Origin of the sequence: Paraburkholderia sp. BL6665CI2N2 (genome assembly GCF_004366535.1) — a bacterium.
Taxonomy (GTDB): Bacteria; Pseudomonadota; Gammaproteobacteria; order Burkholderiales; family Burkholderiaceae; genus Paraburkholderia.
This window is the reverse complement of sequence record NZ_SORC01000001.1, coordinates 5,373,817-5,389,863: the sequence shown is the minus strand read 5'-3', so window position 1 is coordinate 5,389,863 and position 16,047 is coordinate 5,373,817. Positions and strand designations below refer to the sequence as shown.

The 16,047-nt window shown below is 57.9% G+C and carries 12 protein-coding genes, 6 tRNA genes and 3 rRNA genes; 18 read left to right on the top strand and 3 right to left on the bottom strand.

Going from position 1 to position 16,047, the window contains the following annotated elements; translation table 11 throughout:
• Window positions 1-8 precede the first annotated feature (8 nt).
• Both paaB and paaA read right to left on the bottom strand, forming a co-directional pair.
• Complete coding sequence (gene paaB / locus B0G81_RS24220; RefSeq protein ID WP_007179854.1) at window positions 9-293, bottom strand: 1,2-phenylacetyl-CoA epoxidase subunit PaaB; 285 nt, start codon at window positions 291-293, stop codon at window positions 9-11.
• A 38-nt stretch (window positions 294-331) separates the two neighbouring features.
• Window positions 332-1,330, bottom strand: a complete 999-nt coding sequence (gene paaA, locus B0G81_RS24215) for a 1,2-phenylacetyl-CoA epoxidase subunit PaaA (protein WP_116143825.1) — start codon at window positions 1,328-1,330, stop codon at window positions 332-334.
• Between the two features lie 217 nt (window positions 1,331-1,547).
• Between paaA and B0G81_RS24210 the strand changes: the two genes are divergently transcribed.
• The 18 genes from B0G81_RS24210 to rplL all read left to right on the top strand — a co-directional run bounded on the left by B0G81_RS24210 (window position 1,548) and on the right by rplL (window position 15,723).
• On the top strand, window positions 1,548-3,170 hold the full coding sequence (locus tag B0G81_RS24210; RefSeq protein WP_134138532.1) for an NAD(P)/FAD-dependent oxidoreductase: 1,623 nt from the start codon (window positions 1,548-1,550) through the stop codon (window positions 3,168-3,170).
• A gap of 89 nt (window positions 3,171-3,259) precedes the next feature.
• Window positions 3,260-4,528, top strand: coding sequence for an SGNH/GDSL hydrolase family protein (locus B0G81_RS24205; RefSeq protein ID WP_134138531.1), 1,269 nt, complete (start codon window positions 3,260-3,262; stop codon window positions 4,526-4,528).
• Between the two features lie 483 nt (window positions 4,529-5,011).
• Window positions 5,012-6,542 (top strand): 16S ribosomal RNA (locus B0G81_RS24200).
• Between the two features lie 80 nt (window positions 6,543-6,622).
• Window positions 6,623-6,699 (top strand) — tRNA-Ile (locus B0G81_RS24195).
• An 85-nt stretch (window positions 6,700-6,784) separates the two neighbouring features.
• Window positions 6,785-6,860 (top strand) — tRNA-Ala (locus B0G81_RS24190).
• Between the two features lie 300 nt (window positions 6,861-7,160).
• Window positions 7,161-10,042 (top strand): 23S ribosomal RNA (locus B0G81_RS24185).
• 207 nt (window positions 10,043-10,249) lie between these two features.
• Window positions 10,250-10,363 (top strand): 5S ribosomal RNA (gene rrf, locus B0G81_RS24180).
• The 16S, 23S and 5S rRNA genes sit together here with 5 tRNA genes alongside, the layout of an rRNA operon.
• 156 nt (window positions 10,364-10,519) lie before the next feature.
• Window positions 10,520-10,605, top strand: a tRNA-Tyr gene (locus B0G81_RS24175).
• 41 nt (window positions 10,606-10,646) lie between these two features.
• Window positions 10,647-10,720, top strand: a tRNA-Gly gene (locus B0G81_RS24170).
• Between the two features lie 16 nt (window positions 10,721-10,736).
• A tRNA-Thr gene (locus B0G81_RS24165) sits at window positions 10,737-10,811 on the top strand.
• A gap of 63 nt (window positions 10,812-10,874) precedes the next feature.
• Window positions 10,875-12,065 carry an elongation factor Tu gene (tuf, locus tag B0G81_RS24160; RefSeq protein WP_012434572.1) on the top strand — a complete coding sequence of 397 codons (1,191 nt, stop codon included), beginning with the start codon at window positions 10,875-10,877 and terminating at the stop codon, window positions 12,063-12,065.
• A gap of 65 nt (window positions 12,066-12,130) precedes the next feature.
• Window positions 12,131-12,206, top strand: a tRNA-Trp gene (locus tag B0G81_RS24155).
• Window positions 12,207-12,242: 36 nt separating this feature from the next.
• A complete protein-coding gene (gene secE, locus B0G81_RS24150; RefSeq protein ID WP_106284136.1) occupies window positions 12,243-12,623 on the top strand; it encodes a preprotein translocase subunit SecE in 381 nt (126 codons plus the stop codon).
• A gap of 1 nt (window position 12,624) precedes the next feature.
• Window positions 12,625-13,182, top strand: a complete 558-nt coding sequence (gene nusG, locus B0G81_RS24145) for a transcription termination/antitermination protein NusG (RefSeq protein WP_007180147.1) — start codon at window positions 12,625-12,627, stop codon at window positions 13,180-13,182.
• Between the two features lie 165 nt (window positions 13,183-13,347).
• Window positions 13,348-13,779, top strand: coding sequence for a 50S ribosomal protein L11 (gene rplK / locus B0G81_RS24140; RefSeq protein WP_012434578.1), 432 nt, complete (start codon window positions 13,348-13,350; stop codon window positions 13,777-13,779).
• Window positions 13,780-14,478 (top strand): 50S ribosomal protein L1, encoded by a 699-nt coding sequence (rplA, locus tag B0G81_RS24135; RefSeq protein WP_007180145.1) that lies wholly within the window; start codon window positions 13,780-13,782, stop codon window positions 14,476-14,478. It abuts the gene before it with no gap.
• A gap of 303 nt (window positions 14,479-14,781) precedes the next feature.
• Window positions 14,782-15,285 carry a 50S ribosomal protein L10 gene (gene rplJ / locus B0G81_RS24130; RefSeq protein ID WP_007180144.1) on the top strand — a complete coding sequence of 168 codons (504 nt, stop codon included), beginning with the start codon at window positions 14,782-14,784 and terminating at the stop codon, window positions 15,283-15,285.
• A 63-nt stretch (window positions 15,286-15,348) separates the two neighbouring features.
• The gene (rplL, locus tag B0G81_RS24125; protein ID WP_011490060.1) at window positions 15,349-15,723 is read left to right on the top strand and encodes a 50S ribosomal protein L7/L12; all 375 of its coding nucleotides are present in this window, start codon (window positions 15,349-15,351) and stop codon (window positions 15,721-15,723) included.
• 3 nt (window positions 15,724-15,726) lie between these two features.
• Here rplL and B0G81_RS24120 read toward each other — a convergent pair whose 3' ends face one another.
• Window positions 15,727-15,969: a hypothetical protein gene (locus B0G81_RS24120; protein ID WP_134138530.1), complete on the bottom strand. Its 243-nt coding sequence runs from the start codon at window positions 15,967-15,969 to the stop codon at window positions 15,727-15,729.
• Between the last annotated feature and the right edge of the window lie 78 nt (window positions 15,970-16,047).

Sequence of the window (16,047 nt, the reverse complement as noted above, 5' to 3'; positions counted from 1 at the left end):
GGCCGCGCTTACATGTGGTTGACTTCGTCGGGGAGCGTGTAGAACGTCGGGTGGCGGTAGATCTTGTCGCCGGCCGGTTCGAACAGCTCTGCCTTGTCTTCCGGCGCGGACGCCGTAATCGCCGACGACGGCACCACCCAGATGCTCACGCCTTCCTGGCGGCGTGTGTAGACGTCGCGCGCCATGCGCAGCGCCATCGGCGCGTCGGCGGCGTGCAGGCTGCCGCAGTGTTTGTGGTCGAGTCCCTGCTTGCTGCGCACGAAGACTTCCCAAATCGGCCATTCCTTGTTCATTGCAGATCTCCTGATTCTTTGTCCGGCACACCGCGCGGTCAGGCGGCGTGCTGTTGTGCGCGCTGGCGCTGTTTTTCGGCGTGGGCGAGGGCGGCTTCGCGGACCCAGGCACCGTCGTCGTGGGCCTTGACGCGGGTGGCGAGACGCTCGCGGTTACACGGGCCGTCGCCGTTCACCACGCGCCAGAATTCTTCCCAGTCGATGTCGCCGTAGTCGTGATGGCCGCGCGCTTCGTTCCATTTCAGGTCCGGATCGGGCAGCGTGACGCCGAGCACCTTGGCCTGGTCGACGGTGGCGTCGACGAATTTCTGACGTAGATCGTCATTCGAAATGCGCTTGATGCCCCATTTCGACGACTGGTTGCTGTGGATCGAATCCTTGTCGCTCGGGCCGAACATCATCAGCACCGGCCACCACCAGCGGTTCACCGCCTGCTGGACCAGTTCGCGCTGTGCTTCGGTGCCGGCCATCATCGACATGAGGGCGTCGAAGCCCTGCCGTTGGTGGAACGACTCTTCCTTGCAGATGCGGATCATGGCGCGCGCGTACGGGCCGTACGTGCAACGGCACAGCGGAATCTGGTTCATGATCGCCGCGCCGTCCACCAGCCAGCCGATCACGCCGACGTCCGCCCATGTAGGTGTCGGGTAATTGAAGATGCTCGAATATTTGGCTTTGCCCGAGTGCAGCGCGGCGATCAGCTGATCGCGCGACACACCGAGCGTTTCCGCCGCGCTATATAGATAGAGGCCGTGGCCGGCCTCGTCCTGCACTTTGGCAAGCAGAATCGCCTTGCGCTTCAGGCTGGGCGCGCGCGTGATCCAGTTGCCTTCCGGCAGCATGCCGACGATTTCCGAATGCGCGTGCTGCGAGATTTGCCGAACCAGCGTCTTGCGGTAGGCCTCAGGCATCCAGTCCTGAGCTTCGATCTTGCCGTCGGCGGCCATGACCGCGTCGAACCGCATCTGCTCGGACGAGTCTGCGCCCGCGTCTAGCGGGGCGACATTGCCGGGAATATCCAGGGATTGCGTGTACATGGGGGCGCTCTCTGCGGAAGTTGTCTGTGTGCGCACAGTATAAGCCAACCGACCGGTCGGTTAATAAATTTTTTGAGATGAGTCGATCGGGCCGATGGGGCAGGGAAGAGATTCATTAGCAAGGCGTTTCGTCTGCGCCGGCGCCCCGCCCCCACAATAAACCTATAAAATTGCGAATTGGCCGCGATTTGCGGCCTTCCTGCATCCCCCGGTACTCATGTTACGTTTAAGCGAAATCAAACTCCCGCTCGATCATCCCGAGAGCGCCCTCGAAGCCGCCGTGCGTGCGCGTCTCGCGGAACTCGGCGTGGCCGCGGACGGGCTCATCCGATACACCGTGTTTCGTCGCGCGCACGATGCGCGCAAGCGCGCCGACATCAAGCTCACCTACATCGTCGATGCCGAGGTGACGGATGAAGCGGCGGCGCTCAAGCGGCTCGCCGACGTGCCACATTGCGGCGTGACGCCAGACATGGCCTACCGGTTCGTCGCCAAGGCGCCGGCGCAGATGACCGCGCTGCGCCCGGTCGTGATCGGCATGGGGCCGTGCGGCCTGTTTGCCGGGTTGATCCTGGCGCAAATGGGTTTCCGGCCAATCATCCTCGAGCGCGGCAAGGCCGTGCGCGAGCGCACCAAGGACACCTTCGGCTTGTGGCGTAAGTCGGTGCTCAATCCCGAATCGAATGTGCAGTTCGGCGAAGGCGGCGCGGGCACTTTCTCGGACGGCAAGCTGTACAGCCAGATCAAGGATCCGAAGCATTACGGCCGCAAGGTGCTCGACGAATTCGTGCGGGCTGGCGCGCCGGAAGACATTCTGTTTCTGAGCCGGCCGCATATCGGCACGTTCCGGCTGGTGAGCATGGTTGAAAAAATGCGCGCGACCATCCACGAGCTGGGCGGCGAGGTGCGTTTCGAAACCCGCGTCGACGATATCGAGATCGATCAGGGCAAGGTGCGTGCGCTGAAGCTGTCGACCGGCGAAACGCTGCGCTGCGATCATGTGGTGCTGGCCGTCGGGCATAGCGCGCGCGACACCTTCCAGATGCTGAACGACCGCGGCGTCTACATTGAGGCGAAGCCGTTTTCACTCGGTTTCCGTATTGAACACCCGCAGGGTTTGATCGACCGCAGCCGTTTCGGCAAGTTTGCCGGTCACAAGCAGCTTGGCGCCGCCGACTATAAGGTGGTGCACCACTGCAGCAACGGGCGCGCCGTCTACAGTTTCTGCATGTGCCCGGGCGGCACCGTGGTGGCGGCGACCTCCGAACCGGGCCGCGTGGTGACCAACGGCATGAGCCAGTATTCGCGGGCGGAGCGGAATGCCAACGCGGGGATCGTGGTTGGCATCACGCCGGACGATTATCCGGGCGGCCCGCTCGCCGGAATCGCTTTTCAGCGCAAATGGGAAGACCGGGCTTTCGAGCTGGGTGGCGGCAACTATATGGCGCCGGGCCAGCTGGTCGGCGACTTTATCGCCGGCCGGCCGTCCACGTCGCTGGGTTCGGTGGTGCCGTCCTACAAGCCCGGCGTGCATCCGACCGATCTCAGCACGGCGCTTCCCGACTACGTGATCGAGGCCATTCGCGAAGCCTTGCCGGAGATGGACAAGAAGATCGCCGGGTTCGCGATGCACGACGCCGTGCTGACGGGCGTCGAGACGAGAACGTCGTCGCCGATTCGCGTGCGGCGGCGGGACGACTATCAGAGCATGAACGTCGAAGGCCTGTATCCGGCCGGCGAAGGAGCGGGCTATGCCGGCGGGATCTACTCGGCTGCCATCGACGGGATCGAAGTCGCCGAAGCGCTGGCGTTGAAGATGGCCGGAGCGCAGACGGCCTGAGTCGGCCGCGCGCGAATCCCGTCGCGGAGACCCGCGACGGCTGGAGCGATCGGGCACAATGCACGTTTCGCCTTCAACCGACCACCCGAATGACCATTCGCACCCTGGCCGCCGCATGTTGCGCGGCGTTATTTGCCCAATTTGCCGTTTCCCCGACCGTTTTCGCAGCCGACGCCCCGGCACATTGGGTCACCGCATGGGCGACTGCGCTGCAACCTATTCCTCAGCGGGCGGACCTGCCGCCGCTGTATCGCGCACCGGAAGTAGCCGGGCGCACAGTGCGCCAGATCGTTTATCCGACGCTGTCCGGAAAGTCCGCGCGGGTTCATCTTAGCAATCGGTACGGTAAAACTCCGCTCGTCATCGAAGACCTGCGGATCGCGCGTTCTGCGGGTGGCGCGGCGGCTGGTAATGGTGAGGCGCGCGTGACGTTCAGCGGCAAGAGTGCGGTCTCGATTCCGCCGGGTGGCGAGTTGGACAGTGACCCCGTCGCGCTCGATATCGCCGAAGGTGCGCCCTATGCCGTCAGCGCATTTATGGGGGCCGAGCAGCGTATCGTGGCGTGGCATCGTGTGTCGAACCAGGTGAACTACGTTTCGGCGCCGGGTAATCACGCGGCGGACGCTTCTGCCGAGGCGTTTCGCGGTAGGTTCACACAATATGTGTGGGTAACCGGATTGTCGGTAGACGCGGCGCCTGCATCCGCTGCCGTTGCTGCGATCGGCGATTCGATCACAGACGGCATGCGCTCCAGCCTGAACCAGAATCGCCGCTGGCCGGACGCGTTGGCGCGCCGGTTTGCCGCTAGCGGCGACCGGTCGACCGCGATTGTCAATCTCGGGATCAGCGGCAACCGCCTGCTGAGCGACTCCCCTTGCTACGGCGACGCGCTCGCGACGCGCTTCGAGCACGACGTGCTCGCGCGCCCGGGCGTCAAGACGGCGATTCTGCTCATCGGCATCAATGACATCAACTTCGCGGCCATGCCGCCGCGTAATGGTCTCGATTGCGATTTTCCGCACACGTCGGTGACGGCCGCCGATCTGATTGCCGGATACCAGCGGCTGATCACCGCAGCCCGGCACGCCGGCGTGAAGCTGTTCGGTGCGACGCTGACGCCGGCGTCGCTTCCGCCGCAGAGAGAAAGCATGCGGCTCGCCGTCAACCAATGGATTCGGACGAGCCATGCCTTCGACGGCGTGGTGGACTTCGACGCCGCGCTGCGTGATCCGGCGCAGCCGGATCGTCTGCGGCGCAACCTTGACAGCGGCGATCACATCCATCCCAGCGACGCCGGCTACGCCGCGATGGCCGACGTGGTTCCGATGGACGCAGTGGTGAATTCAACCCACAAATGAGCCGCCAAAAAAAGATTTCGGTCAAACCCTTGTTATATGGCCGATGTTCACCTAAGATTCGCCTCCTCGTTGCAGAACGAGGGCCGCGGCAGAAACCAGCGGCCGTAGCGTCAACAGGGTTTTAAGCGAAAGCGAAAAAATGTTGTTGACGAAACGAAAAAGAGCCTTCATAATCTCGTTTCTCTGCTGCTGATGCAGCGACGCAGAACGAAGCGGTGCCGGGTGGTTGTGATGTTGACGACCTGCGGTACGGGTTCGGTAGTGAATGCGTAATCGATCTTTAAAAATTAACAGCCGATAAGTGTGGGCGCTTGATGCGCGACGCGCCGGCGGGTCCTTCGGGATCTGCCGGATGAAGCGAAAGTATCAAGTCTCACACAGTAATGAAAGGAAGGTTTTTCCATTGAAAGATGGAAGGATCATTCGTCAGTACGTTGAGTGAGCGACCGGTTGGTAAAACAACCGAAAAACAGTAACAGGTTTGAACTGAAGAGTTTGATCCTGGCTCAGATTGAACGCTGGCGGCATGCCTTACACATGCAAGTCGAACGGCAGCACGGGAGCAATCCTGGTGGCGAGTGGCGAACGGGTGAGTAATACATCGGAACGTGTCCTGTAGTGGGGGATAGCCCGGCGAAAGCCGGATTAATACCGCATACGATCTGCGGATGAAAGCGGGGGATCTTAGGACCTCGCGCTACAGGGGCGGCCGATGGCAGATTAGCTAGTTGGTGGGGTAAAGGCCTACCAAGGCGACGATCTGTAGCTGGTCTGAGAGGACGACCAGCCACACTGGGACTGAGACACGGCCCAGACTCCTACGGGAGGCAGCAGTGGGGAATTTTGGACAATGGGCGCAAGCCTGATCCAGCAATGCCGCGTGTGTGAAGAAGGCCTTCGGGTTGTAAAGCACTTTTGTCCGGAAAGAAAACCTCTTGGTTAATACCTGAGGGGGATGACGGTACCGGAAGAATAAGCACCGGCTAACTACGTGCCAGCAGCCGCGGTAATACGTAGGGTGCAAGCGTTAATCGGAATTACTGGGCGTAAAGCGTGCGCAGGCGGTCCGCTAAGACAGATGTGAAATCCCCGGGCTTAACCTGGGAACTGCATTTGTGACTGGCGGGCTAGAGTATGGCAGAGGGGGGTAGAATTCCACGTGTAGCAGTGAAATGCGTAGAGATGTGGAGGAATACCGATGGCGAAGGCAGCCCCCTGGGCCAATACTGACGCTCATGCACGAAAGCGTGGGGAGCAAACAGGATTAGATACCCTGGTAGTCCACGCCCTAAACGATGTCAACTAGTTGTCGGGTCTTCATTGACTTGGTAACGTAGCTAACGCGTGAAGTTGACCGCCTGGGGAGTACGGTCGCAAGATTAAAACTCAAAGGAATTGACGGGGACCCGCACAAGCGGTGGATGATGTGGATTAATTCGATGCAACGCGAAAAACCTTACCTACCCTTGACATGTATGGAATCCTGCTGAGAGGTGGGAGTGCCCGAAAGGGAGCCATAACACAGGTGCTGCATGGCTGTCGTCAGCTCGTGTCGTGAGATGTTGGGTTAAGTCCCGCAACGAGCGCAACCCTTGTCCCTAGTTGCTACGCAAGAGCACTCTAGGGAGACTGCCGGTGACAAACCGGAGGAAGGTGGGGATGACGTCAAGTCCTCATGGCCCTTATGGGTAGGGCTTCACACGTCATACAATGGTCGGAACAGAGGGTCGCCAACCCGCGAGGGGGAGCCAATCCCAGAAAACCGATCGTAGTCCGGATCGCACTCTGCAACTCGAGTGCGTGAAGCTGGAATCGCTAGTAATCGCGGATCAGCATGCCGCGGTGAATACGTTCCCGGGTCTTGTACACACCGCCCGTCACACCATGGGAGTGGGTTTTACCAGAAGTGGCTAGTCTAACCGCAAGGAGGACGGTCACCACGGTAGGATTCATGACTGGGGTGAAGTCGTAACAAGGTAGCCGTATCGGAAGGTGCGGCTGGATCACCTCCTTTCTCGAGCGAACGTGTCAGTTGCGTAAAAGCAATGCGTTGAGCGCTCACGCTTATCGGCTGTGAAATCAGGACAGACTCAGGGGTCTGTAGCTCAGTCGGTTAGAGCACCGTCTTGATAAGGCGGGGGTCGATGGTTCGAATCCATCCAGACCCACCAAAGTCTTGTCTGGTGTGCTGATCGCCGAGTTTGGCGACTAAGACCCCTGGGTATCAATGCAGGTAGAGATTATCTGTGCATGACTGGGGGATTAGCTCAGCTGGGAGAGCACCTGCTTTGCAAGCAGGGGGTCGTCGGTTCGATCCCGTCATCCTCCACCAATCCTCAATGCGTAGCGTTCTGCGGGTAGTAAAAGCAGAGCACTGTGCATTGGCGATTGAGCCAGTCAGAGTGATATGAAGCAGAGCTTTATATCGGCTGTCGTTCTTTAACAATCAGGAAGAAGTAGTAAAGAGATTCACGAAAGATCACTTAGAGATGGGTGGTTGAGTAGGTGAATCAGGGTTGTGATTGTATCAATGTATGAAAAGAGAGATCGAAAGATCGCTTTTGGAATACGGCGCAACACGAATACTCAACCTGTAGCGGCATGTGAATCGGGAGAGACACACCCGTTATAGGGTCAAGCGAACAAGTGCATGTGGTGGATGCCTTGGCGATCACAGGCGATGAAGGACGCGGTAGCCTGCGAAAAGCGGTGGGGAGCTGGCAAACGAGCTTTGATCCACCGATATCCGAATGGGGAAACCCGGCCCGTATGGGTCATCCGTAGCTGAATACATAGGCTACGCGAAGCGAACGCGGTGAACTGAAACATCTAAGTAACCGCAGGAAAAGAAATCAACCGAGATTCCCAGAGTAGTGGCGAGCGAAATGGGACCAGCCTGCATTCTTTATCTGAACTGTTAGCCAAACGCTCTGGAAAGTGCGGCCATAGCGGGTGATAGCCCCGTAGGCGAAAACAGATTGGAAGAACTAGGTATGCGACAAGTAGGGCGGGACACGTGAAATCCTGTCTGAAGATGGGGGGACCATCCTCCAAGGCTAAATACTCGTGATCGACCGATAGTGAACCAGTACCGTGAGGGAAAGGCGAAAAGAACCCCGGGAGGGGAGTGAAACAGATCCTGAAACCGCATGCATACAAACAGTCGGAGCCTTTGAAAGAGGGTGACGGCGTACCTTTTGTATAATGGGTCAGCGACTTACATTCAGTGGCAAGCTTAACCGATTAGGGCAGGCGTAGCGAAAGCGAGTCCGAACAGGGCGATTCAGTCGCTGGGTGTAGACCCGAAACCAGGTGATCTATCCATGGCCAGGATGAAGGTGCGGTAACACGTACTGGAGGTCCGAACCCACTAACGTTGAAAAGTTAGGGGATGAGCTGTGGATAGGGGTGAAAGGCTAAACAAACCTGGAAATAGCTGGTTCTCTCCGAAAACTATTTAGGTAGTGCCTCGTGTATCACCTTCGGGGGTAGAGCACTGTCATGGTTGTGGGGTCCATTGCGGATTACTACGCCATAGCAAACTCCGAATACCGAAGAGTGCAATCACGGGAGACAGACATCGGGTGCTAACGTCCGGTGTCAAGAGGGAAACAACCCAGACCGCCAGCTAAGGTCCCCAAATATTGCTAAGTGGGAAACGAAGTGGGAAGGCTAAAACAGTCAGGAGGTTGGCTTAGAAGCAGCCATCCTTTAAAGAAAGCGTAATAGCTCACTGATCGAGTCGTCCTGCGCGGAAGATGTAACGGGGCTAAGCAATATACCGAAGCTGCGGATGCACATTTATGTGCATGGTAGGAGAGCGTTCCGTAAGCCTGCGAAGGTGCACTGGAAAGTGTGCTGGAGGTATCGGAAGTGCGAATGCTGACATGAGTAGCGATAAAGGGGGTGAAAAGCCCCCTCGCCGTAAGCCCAAGGTTTCCTACGCAACGTTCATCGGCGTAGGGTGAGTCGGCCCCTAAGGCGAGGCAGAAATGCGTAGCTGATGGGAAGCAGGTTAATATTCCTGCACCATTGTTAAATGCGATGGGGGGACGGATCGCGGAAGGTTGTCCGGGTGTTGGAAGTCCCGGTCCTTGCATTGGAGAAGGCGCTTTGGCAAATCCGGGCGCAGGATTCAAGGGTGCGAGGCCATTCACTTCGGTGAAGAAGCAATCGGAAGTGGTTCCAAGAAAAGCCTCTAAGCTTCAGTTTAACAAGACCGTACCGCAAACCGACACAGGTGGGCGAGATGAGTATTCTAAGGCGCTTGAGAGAACTCGGGAGAAGGAACTCGGCAAATTGGTACCGTAACTTCGGGATAAGGTACGCCCCTGTAGCTTGATGCCCCTGCGGGCAGAGGGTGAAGGGGTTGCAATAAACTGGTGGCTGCGACTGTTTAATAAAAACACAGCACTCTGCAAACACGAAAGTGGACGTATAGGGTGTGACGCCTGCCCGGTGCCGGAAGATTAAATGATGGGGTGCAAGCTCTTGATTGAAGTCCCGGTAAACGGCGGCCGTAACTATAACGGTCCTAAGGTAGCGAAATTCCTTGTCGGGTAAGTTCCGACCTGCACGAATGGCGTAACGATGGCCACACTGTCTCCTCCCGAGACTCAGCGAAGTTGAAGTGTTTGTGATGATGCAATCTCCCCGCGGCTAGACGGAAAGACCCCATGAACCTTTACTGTAGCTTTGCATTGGACTTTGAACCGGTCTGTGTAGGATAGGTGGGAGGCTTTGAAGCGTGGACGCCAGTCTGCGTGGAGCCGCCCTTGAAATACCACCCTGGTTTGTTTGAGGTTCTAACCTTGGTCCGTAATCCGGATCGGGGACAGTGCATGGTAGGCAGTTTGACTGGGGCGGTCTCCTCCCAAAGTGTAACGGAGGAGTACGAAGGTACGCTAGGTACGGTCGGAAATCGTGCTGATAGTGCAATGGCATAAGCGTGCTTAACTGCGAGACCGACAAGTCGAGCAGGTGCGAAAGCAGGTCATAGTGATCCGGTGGTTCTGTATGGAAGGGCCATCGCTCAACGGATAAAAGGTACTCTGGGGATAACAGGCTGATACCGCCCAAGAGTTCATATCGACGGCGGTGTTTGGCACCTCGATGTCGGCTCATCTCATCCTGGGGCTGTAGCCGGTCCCAAGGGTATGGCTGTTCGCCATTTAAAGAGGTACGTGAGCTGGGTTTAAAACGTCGTGAGACAGTTTGGTCCCTATCTGCCGTGGGCGCTGGATATTTGAAGGGGGCTGCTCCTAGTACGAGAGGACCGGAGTGGACGAACCTCTGGTGTACCGGTTGTCACGCCAGTGGCATCGCCGGGTAGCTATGTTCGGAAGAGATAACCGCTGAAAGCATCTAAGCGGGAAACTCGCCTTAAGATGAGATATCCCCGGGGCTTCGAGCCCCTTGAAGGGTCGTTCAAGACCAGGACGTTGATAGGTCAGGTGTGGAAGCGCAGTAATGCGTTAAGCTAACTGATACTAATTGCCCGTAAGGCTTGATCCTATAACAGGTGTGTTTTGCGATGATCGTTAGTGCTTCAGCACTGACGGGCATCCCACCCCCGAAGGGGGCAAGGACACTCAGGTTAAGTGATCGTGTTGTGCCAGAAACAACACAACCCCAACAGCTTTACCCCTGGTGAGCATCACCAGAAACTACTTCTTCCCGATTGGCTGTATTGCTCCACGAGCAGTGCAGCAACAAGTCATGCCTGATGACCATAGCGAGTCGGTCCCACCCCTTCCCATCCCGAACAGGACCGTGAAACGACTCCACGCCGATGATAGTGCGGATTACCCGTGTGAAAGTAGGTAATCGTCAGGCTCCCCAGCAGCAAACAGAAACCCCACCCCACAAAGGTGGGGTTTCTGCGTTTACGGCAGCGCTGAAATCACTATATAAGTGAGAGCCTTGGGTTTGGAACGGTCAAGCAAGTCTTGACAACAAGCGGTTGTTCCCCCATAATCATCAGTTCTCTGCGGAGGGGTGCCCGAGTGGCTAAAGGGGGCAGACTGTAAATCTGTTGGCTTACGCCTACGTTGGTTCGAATCCAACCTCCTCCACCAGAATGCAAGTTGCAGCAGTTGTTGGGAATCCATGGATCCTTGCGGGTGTAGCTCAATGGTAGAGCAGAAGCCTTCCAAGCTTACGACGAGGGTTCGATTCCCTTCACCCGCTCCAGCAATACAGAAGTAGCGCCCATGTGGCTCAGTGGTAGAGCACTCCCTTGGTAAGGGAGAGGTCGGCAGTTCGATCCTGCCCATGGGCACCAGACGTACTCGGTGATTGTTTGCGCCCGGCGCAACGTACGGAAAAATCCTCTTAGGAGTCGAAAATGGCCAAGGGTAAGTTTGAGCGGACCAAGCCGCACGTGAACGTCGGCACGATCGGTCACGTTGACCACGGCAAGACCACGCTGACGGCAGCGATCACGACGGTTCTGACGCAGAAGTTTGGCGGCGAAGCGAAGGCATACGACCAGATCGACGCGGCGCCGGAAGAAAAGGCACGTGGTATCACGATCAACACGGCACACGTCGAGTACGAAACGGCAAACCGCCACTACGCACACGTCGACTGCCCGGGCCACGCTGACTATGTGAAGAACATGATCACGGGCGCAGCGCAGATGGACGGCGCGATCCTGGTGTGTTCGGCCGCTGACGGCCCGATGCCGCAAACGCGTGAGCACATCCTGCTGGCGCGTCAGGTTGGCGTGCCGTACATCATCGTGTTCCTGAACAAGTGCGACATGGTGGACGACGCTGAGCTGCTGGAGCTGGTCGAGATGGAAGTTCGCGAACTTCTGTCGAAGTACGACTTCCCGGGCGACGACACGCCGATCATTAAGGGTTCGGCCAAGCTGGCGCTGGAAGGCGACAAGGGCGAGCTGGGTGAAGTGGCGATCATGAATCTGGCCGACGCGCTGGACACGTACATCCCGACGCCGGAGCGCGCAGTTGACGGTGCGTTCCTGATGCCGGTGGAAGACGTGTTCTCGATCTCGGGTCGCGGCACGGTGGTGACGGGTCGCGTTGAGCGCGGCGTCGTGAAGGTCGGCGAGGAAATCGAAATTGTCGGTATCAAGCCGACGGTGAAGACGACCTGCACGGGCGTGGAAATGTTCCGCAAGCTGCTCGACCAGGGTCAGGCAGGCGACAACGTGGGTATCCTGCTGCGCGGCACGAAGCGTGAAGACGTGGAGCGTGGCCAGGTGCTGGCCAAGCCGGGTTCGATCAACCCGCACACGCACTTCACGGCTGAAGTGTACGTGCTGAGCAAGGACGAAGGTGGCCGTCACACGCCGTTCTTCAACAACTATCGTCCGCAGTTCTACTTCCGTACGACGGACGTGACGGGCTCGATCGAGTTGCCGAAGGACAAGGAAATGGTCATGCCGGGCGACAACGTGTCGATCACGGTGAAGCTGATCAACCCGATCGCGATGGAAGAAGGTCTGCGTTTCGCAATCCGCGAAGGCGGCCGTACGGTCGGCGCAGGTGTGGTTGCCAAGATTCTCGAGTAACGCCAGAAAGTTCTCGTTAATCGGTAGTTTCGGGGTTGGCGGTGTCGTCAACCCCAAAATGGTTTAGGGGTATAGCTCAACTGGCAGAGCGTCGGTCTCCAAAACCGAAGGTTGGGGGTTCGATTCCCTCTGCCCCTGCCAACTCTCGCGCCGTACGTGGCGCTTCGTTAAGGTGTTATGGCGAATCCTTCCGTCGAAACTGTAAATACATCCGGCGACAAGCTGATGCTCGTCGCGGGCGTATTGTTGGTCTTGGCCGGGTTCGTGGGGTTCTTCTGGCTCAGCGGCCAGGAATGGTACGTCCGCGGAGCCGCCTTGGCTGTTGGTGCGATCGCGGGTATTGCAGTCGGTCTTCTCTCCGCGCCTGGCAAGGGTTTCATCGCTTTCGCCAAAGATTCGTACAAGGAAGTCCGCAAGGTTGTTTGGCCGACTCGCAAAGAGGCTACCCAGACGACGCTCGTGGTGTTCGGCTTCGTGTTCGTCATGGCGATCCTTCTTTGGGTTAGTGATAAATCCATCGAATGGGCGATTTTCTCGGTGATTCTGGGTTGGAAATGATATGAGCGATACTCCGGCATCCCCGAGCGGCAAACGTTGGTACGTGGTGCACGCCTACTCCGGCATGGAGAAGAGCGTGCAACGTGCGCTTCAGGAGCGCATTGAACGTGCTGGCATGCAAGACCAGTTTGGTCAAATCCTCGTTCCGACTGAAGAAGTCGTCGAGGTGAAGGGCGGTCACAAATCGGTGACCGAGCGTCGTTTCTTTCCGGGCTATGTGCTCGTCGAAATGGAAATGACTGACGAGACGTGGCACCTCGTGAAAAACACGGCAAAGGTGACGGGTTTCGTAGGCGGTGCGCGTAATCGTCCCAGTCCGATTTCCCCGCGGGAAGTCGAGAAGATCATGTCGCAAATGCAGGAAGGCGTGGAAAAGCCGCGTCCAAAGACCCTGTTCGAAGTCGGCGAGATGGTGCGGGTGAAGGACGGTCCGTTCACGGATTTCAACGGCAGCGTCGAAGAAGTGAACTACGAAAAGTCGCGTGTCCGTGTTTCCGTTACAATCTTCGGCCGCGCAACGCCGGTCGAGCTGGAATTCGGCCAGGTCGAAAAGCTGTAGTCCAGAATTCTGCGGAGCGCACCAGTCGGTGCGTTCCGTATTTCGCGCTTACGGTCCGCGTAATGACCGTTGAGGAGCGTAAGTACCCGATTTTTTGGCGAACGCGCGCTACTACTCACTGAACGTCCGCATGTACCCGTGCGGTGTTCCAAAGAGGTCTTCAACATGGCAAAGAAAATTATCGGCTTTATCAAGCTGCAGATTCCTGCAGGTAAAGCCAATCCGTCGCCGCCGGTCGGCCCGGCACTGGGTCAACGCGGCCTGAACATCATGGAGTTCTGCAAGGCGTTCAACGCGCAGACTCAAGCACTGGAACCGGGTCTGCCGACTCCGGTCGTGATCACCGCGTTTGCGGACAAGAGCTTCACGTTCGTTCTGAAGACGCCGCCGGCAACGGTTCTGATCAAGAAGGCAGCAAAGATCGATAAGGGTTCGAGCAAGCCGCATACCGACAAGGTCGGCAAGATCACCCGCGCTCAGGCTGAAGATATCGCCAAGACCAAGATGCCCGATCTGACGGCAGCTGATCTTGACGCAGCGGTTCGTACGATCGCTGGTAGCGCCCGCTCGATGGGCATCACCGTGGAGGGCGTGTAAATGGCTAAGCTTTCAAAGCGTCTGCAAGCATTTGCAGCCAAGGTTGATCGTCAAAAGCTGTACGCAATCGACGAAGCTCTGTCGCTCGTGAAGGAATGTGCAAGCGCGAAGTTCGACGAGTCGATCGACGTCGCTGTGCAACTCGGCATCGACGCGAAGAAGTCGGACCAAGTGGTTCGTGGCTCGGTCGTGCTGCCGGCTGGTACGGGTAAGTCGGTTCGCGTCGCAGTGTTCGCACAGGGCGAAAAGGCTGAGCAAGCTCGTGCAGCCGGCGCAGAAGTGGTCGGTATGGAAGACCTGGCTGAACAAGTCAAGGCTGGCAAGTTGGACTTCGACATTGTGATCGCTTCGCCGGACACGATGCGCGTTGTCGGTACGCTCGGCCAGATCCTCGGCCCGCGCGGCCTGATGCCGAACCCGAAGGTCGGTACGGTCACGCCGGACGTCGCGACTGCCGTCAAGAACGCTAAGGCTGGTCAGGTGCAATTCCGCGTCGACAAGGCCGGTATCATCCACGCTACCATCGGCCGTGCTTCCTTCGAGCCGACAGCTCTGCGTAGCAACCTGAACGCTCTCGTCGACGCGCTGCAAAAGGCGAAGCCGGCAACGAGCAAGGGTGTCTACCTGCGTAAGGTTGCGCTGTCGAGCACGATGGGCGTCGGCGTTCGCGTCGACCAGGCATCGATCGCTGCACAGTAATGAATTTCATCGCCTCGGCGTGAGTCGGGGCGGTTTTATGGGCTTTGGGCGGTCGTAAGGTGGGTAGTCTGCATCGAGCGACCGGTTGTCAAAGACCGTTGGCGGGTGCGCAGCTGGTAGGCGCGTCCTTAATGTAAAGCCAACGCAGATGGCGAACCCGAAAAGGTTTTGTAGTGATGAAGCCGGTTGATACCCGCAGCAATGCGGGGCTCAGGCGGTCGAAATACTCCTGACTGGTCGGACGCCGTTATTGAACGCGGTACACAAGGCGCACGCTGCGTGTATCGAATCTGGAGGTTAACCGTGCCACTTAACAAAGAAAGCAAGCAGGCCGTCGTCGCTGAGGTTGCCGCGCAAGTCGCGAAAGCCCAGACCGTGGTTCTGGCTGAGTATCGTGGAATCGCGGTTGGCGATCTGACCAAGCTGCGCGCGAAAGCGCGTGAGCAACAGGTTTACCTTCGTGTGTTGAAAAACACGCTGGCGCGTCGCGCTGTCGAAGGTACCCCGTTTGCTCCGCTGGCAGAGCAGATGACTGGTCCGCTGATCTACGGCATCTCGGAAGATGCAATTGCTGCTGCTAAGGTCGTCAACGACTTCGGCAAAACCAATGACAAGTTGATCATCAAGGCCGGTTCCTACGAAGGCAAGGTGATGGACAAGGCTGGCGTGCAAGCGCTGGCAAACATCCCGAGCCGCGAAGAACTGCTCTCCAAGCTGTTGTACGTTATGCAGGCACCTGTTTCTGGCTTTGCGCGCGCTCTGGCCGCGCTGGCAGAAAAGAAACAAGGCGAAGAAACCGCTGCGTAATGCACTTCAGTCGAGCGTGATTGATCGCTGGCTGTATCCGAATTCAATTTAGGAGTATTTCAAATGGCAATCGCAAAAGAAGACATCCTCGAGGCAGTAAGCTCGATGTCGGTTCTGGAACTGAACGAGCTGGTCAAGGCGTTCGAAGAAAAGTTTGGCGTGTCGGCAGCTGCTGTTGCAGTGGCAGGCCCGGCAGGCGGCGGCGCGGCTGCTGCTGCTGAAGAGCAAACCGAATTCACGGTCAACCTGACGGAAGTCGGCGCGAACAAGGTTTCGGTCATTAAGGCTGTTCGCGAACTGACGGGTCTCGGCCTGAAGGAAGCGAAGGACCTGGTCGACGGCGCACCGAAGCCTGTTAAGGAATCGGTACCGAAGGCTGCTGCTGAAGAAGCCAAGAAGAAGCTGGAAGAAGCCGGCGCGAAAGCTGAAATCAAGTAAGTTTCAGCGCGCTGTGCGAAGGCTGGCGGTTTTCCACCGCCGGCCTTTTTGTGCTTTGTGGGGACAACGTTTTTGCCTGCCAGTTTCGGCAAGAACCGGCGCCCCAGAAGCCAAAGAAAATCGCCATTCGGCAACATTGACCGGCGCTTCTCTTTGTCTTCTGAAGCGACTGCAGAAGGCAAGTTTGGTCGGGTAGCGGGCAACATAGGCATCCGCTGCCGTCAGCCAGCGGTTGGTAGCGGCCAACCACCAAGCTTCTAGGCTCGTTCAAGCCATCGGACGGCCATCGGGTCTCAGTCGGTGAACACTCGGGTTGTCTCATCA

Excerpts from the sequence above, each read along its gene's own strand:
- paaB (WP_007179854.1), bottom strand. The coding sequence starts at position 293 with ATGAACAAGGAATGGCCGATTTGGGAAGTCTTCGTGCGCAGCAAGCAG.
- paaA (WP_116143825.1), bottom strand. The coding sequence starts at position 1,330 with ATGTACACGCAATCCCTGGATATTCCCGGCAATGTCGCCCCGCTAGAC.
- B0G81_RS24210 (WP_134138532.1), top strand. The coding sequence starts at position 1,548 with ATGTTACGTTTAAGCGAAATCAAACTCCCGCTCGATCATCCCGAGAGC.
- B0G81_RS24205 (WP_134138531.1), top strand. The coding sequence starts at position 3,260 with ATGACCATTCGCACCCTGGCCGCCGCATGTTGCGCGGCGTTATTTGCC.
- tuf (WP_012434572.1), top strand. The coding sequence starts at position 10,875 with ATGGCCAAGGGTAAGTTTGAGCGGACCAAGCCGCACGTGAACGTCGGC.
- secE (WP_106284136.1), top strand. The coding sequence starts at position 12,243 with ATGGCGAATCCTTCCGTCGAAACTGTAAATACATCCGGCGACAAGCTG.
- nusG (WP_007180147.1), top strand. The coding sequence starts at position 12,625 with ATGAGCGATACTCCGGCATCCCCGAGCGGCAAACGTTGGTACGTGGTG.
- rplK (WP_012434578.1), top strand. The coding sequence starts at position 13,348 with ATGGCAAAGAAAATTATCGGCTTTATCAAGCTGCAGATTCCTGCAGGT.
- rplA (WP_007180145.1), top strand. The coding sequence starts at position 13,780 with ATGGCTAAGCTTTCAAAGCGTCTGCAAGCATTTGCAGCCAAGGTTGAT.
- rplL (WP_011490060.1), top strand. The coding sequence starts at position 15,349 with ATGGCAATCGCAAAAGAAGACATCCTCGAGGCAGTAAGCTCGATGTCG.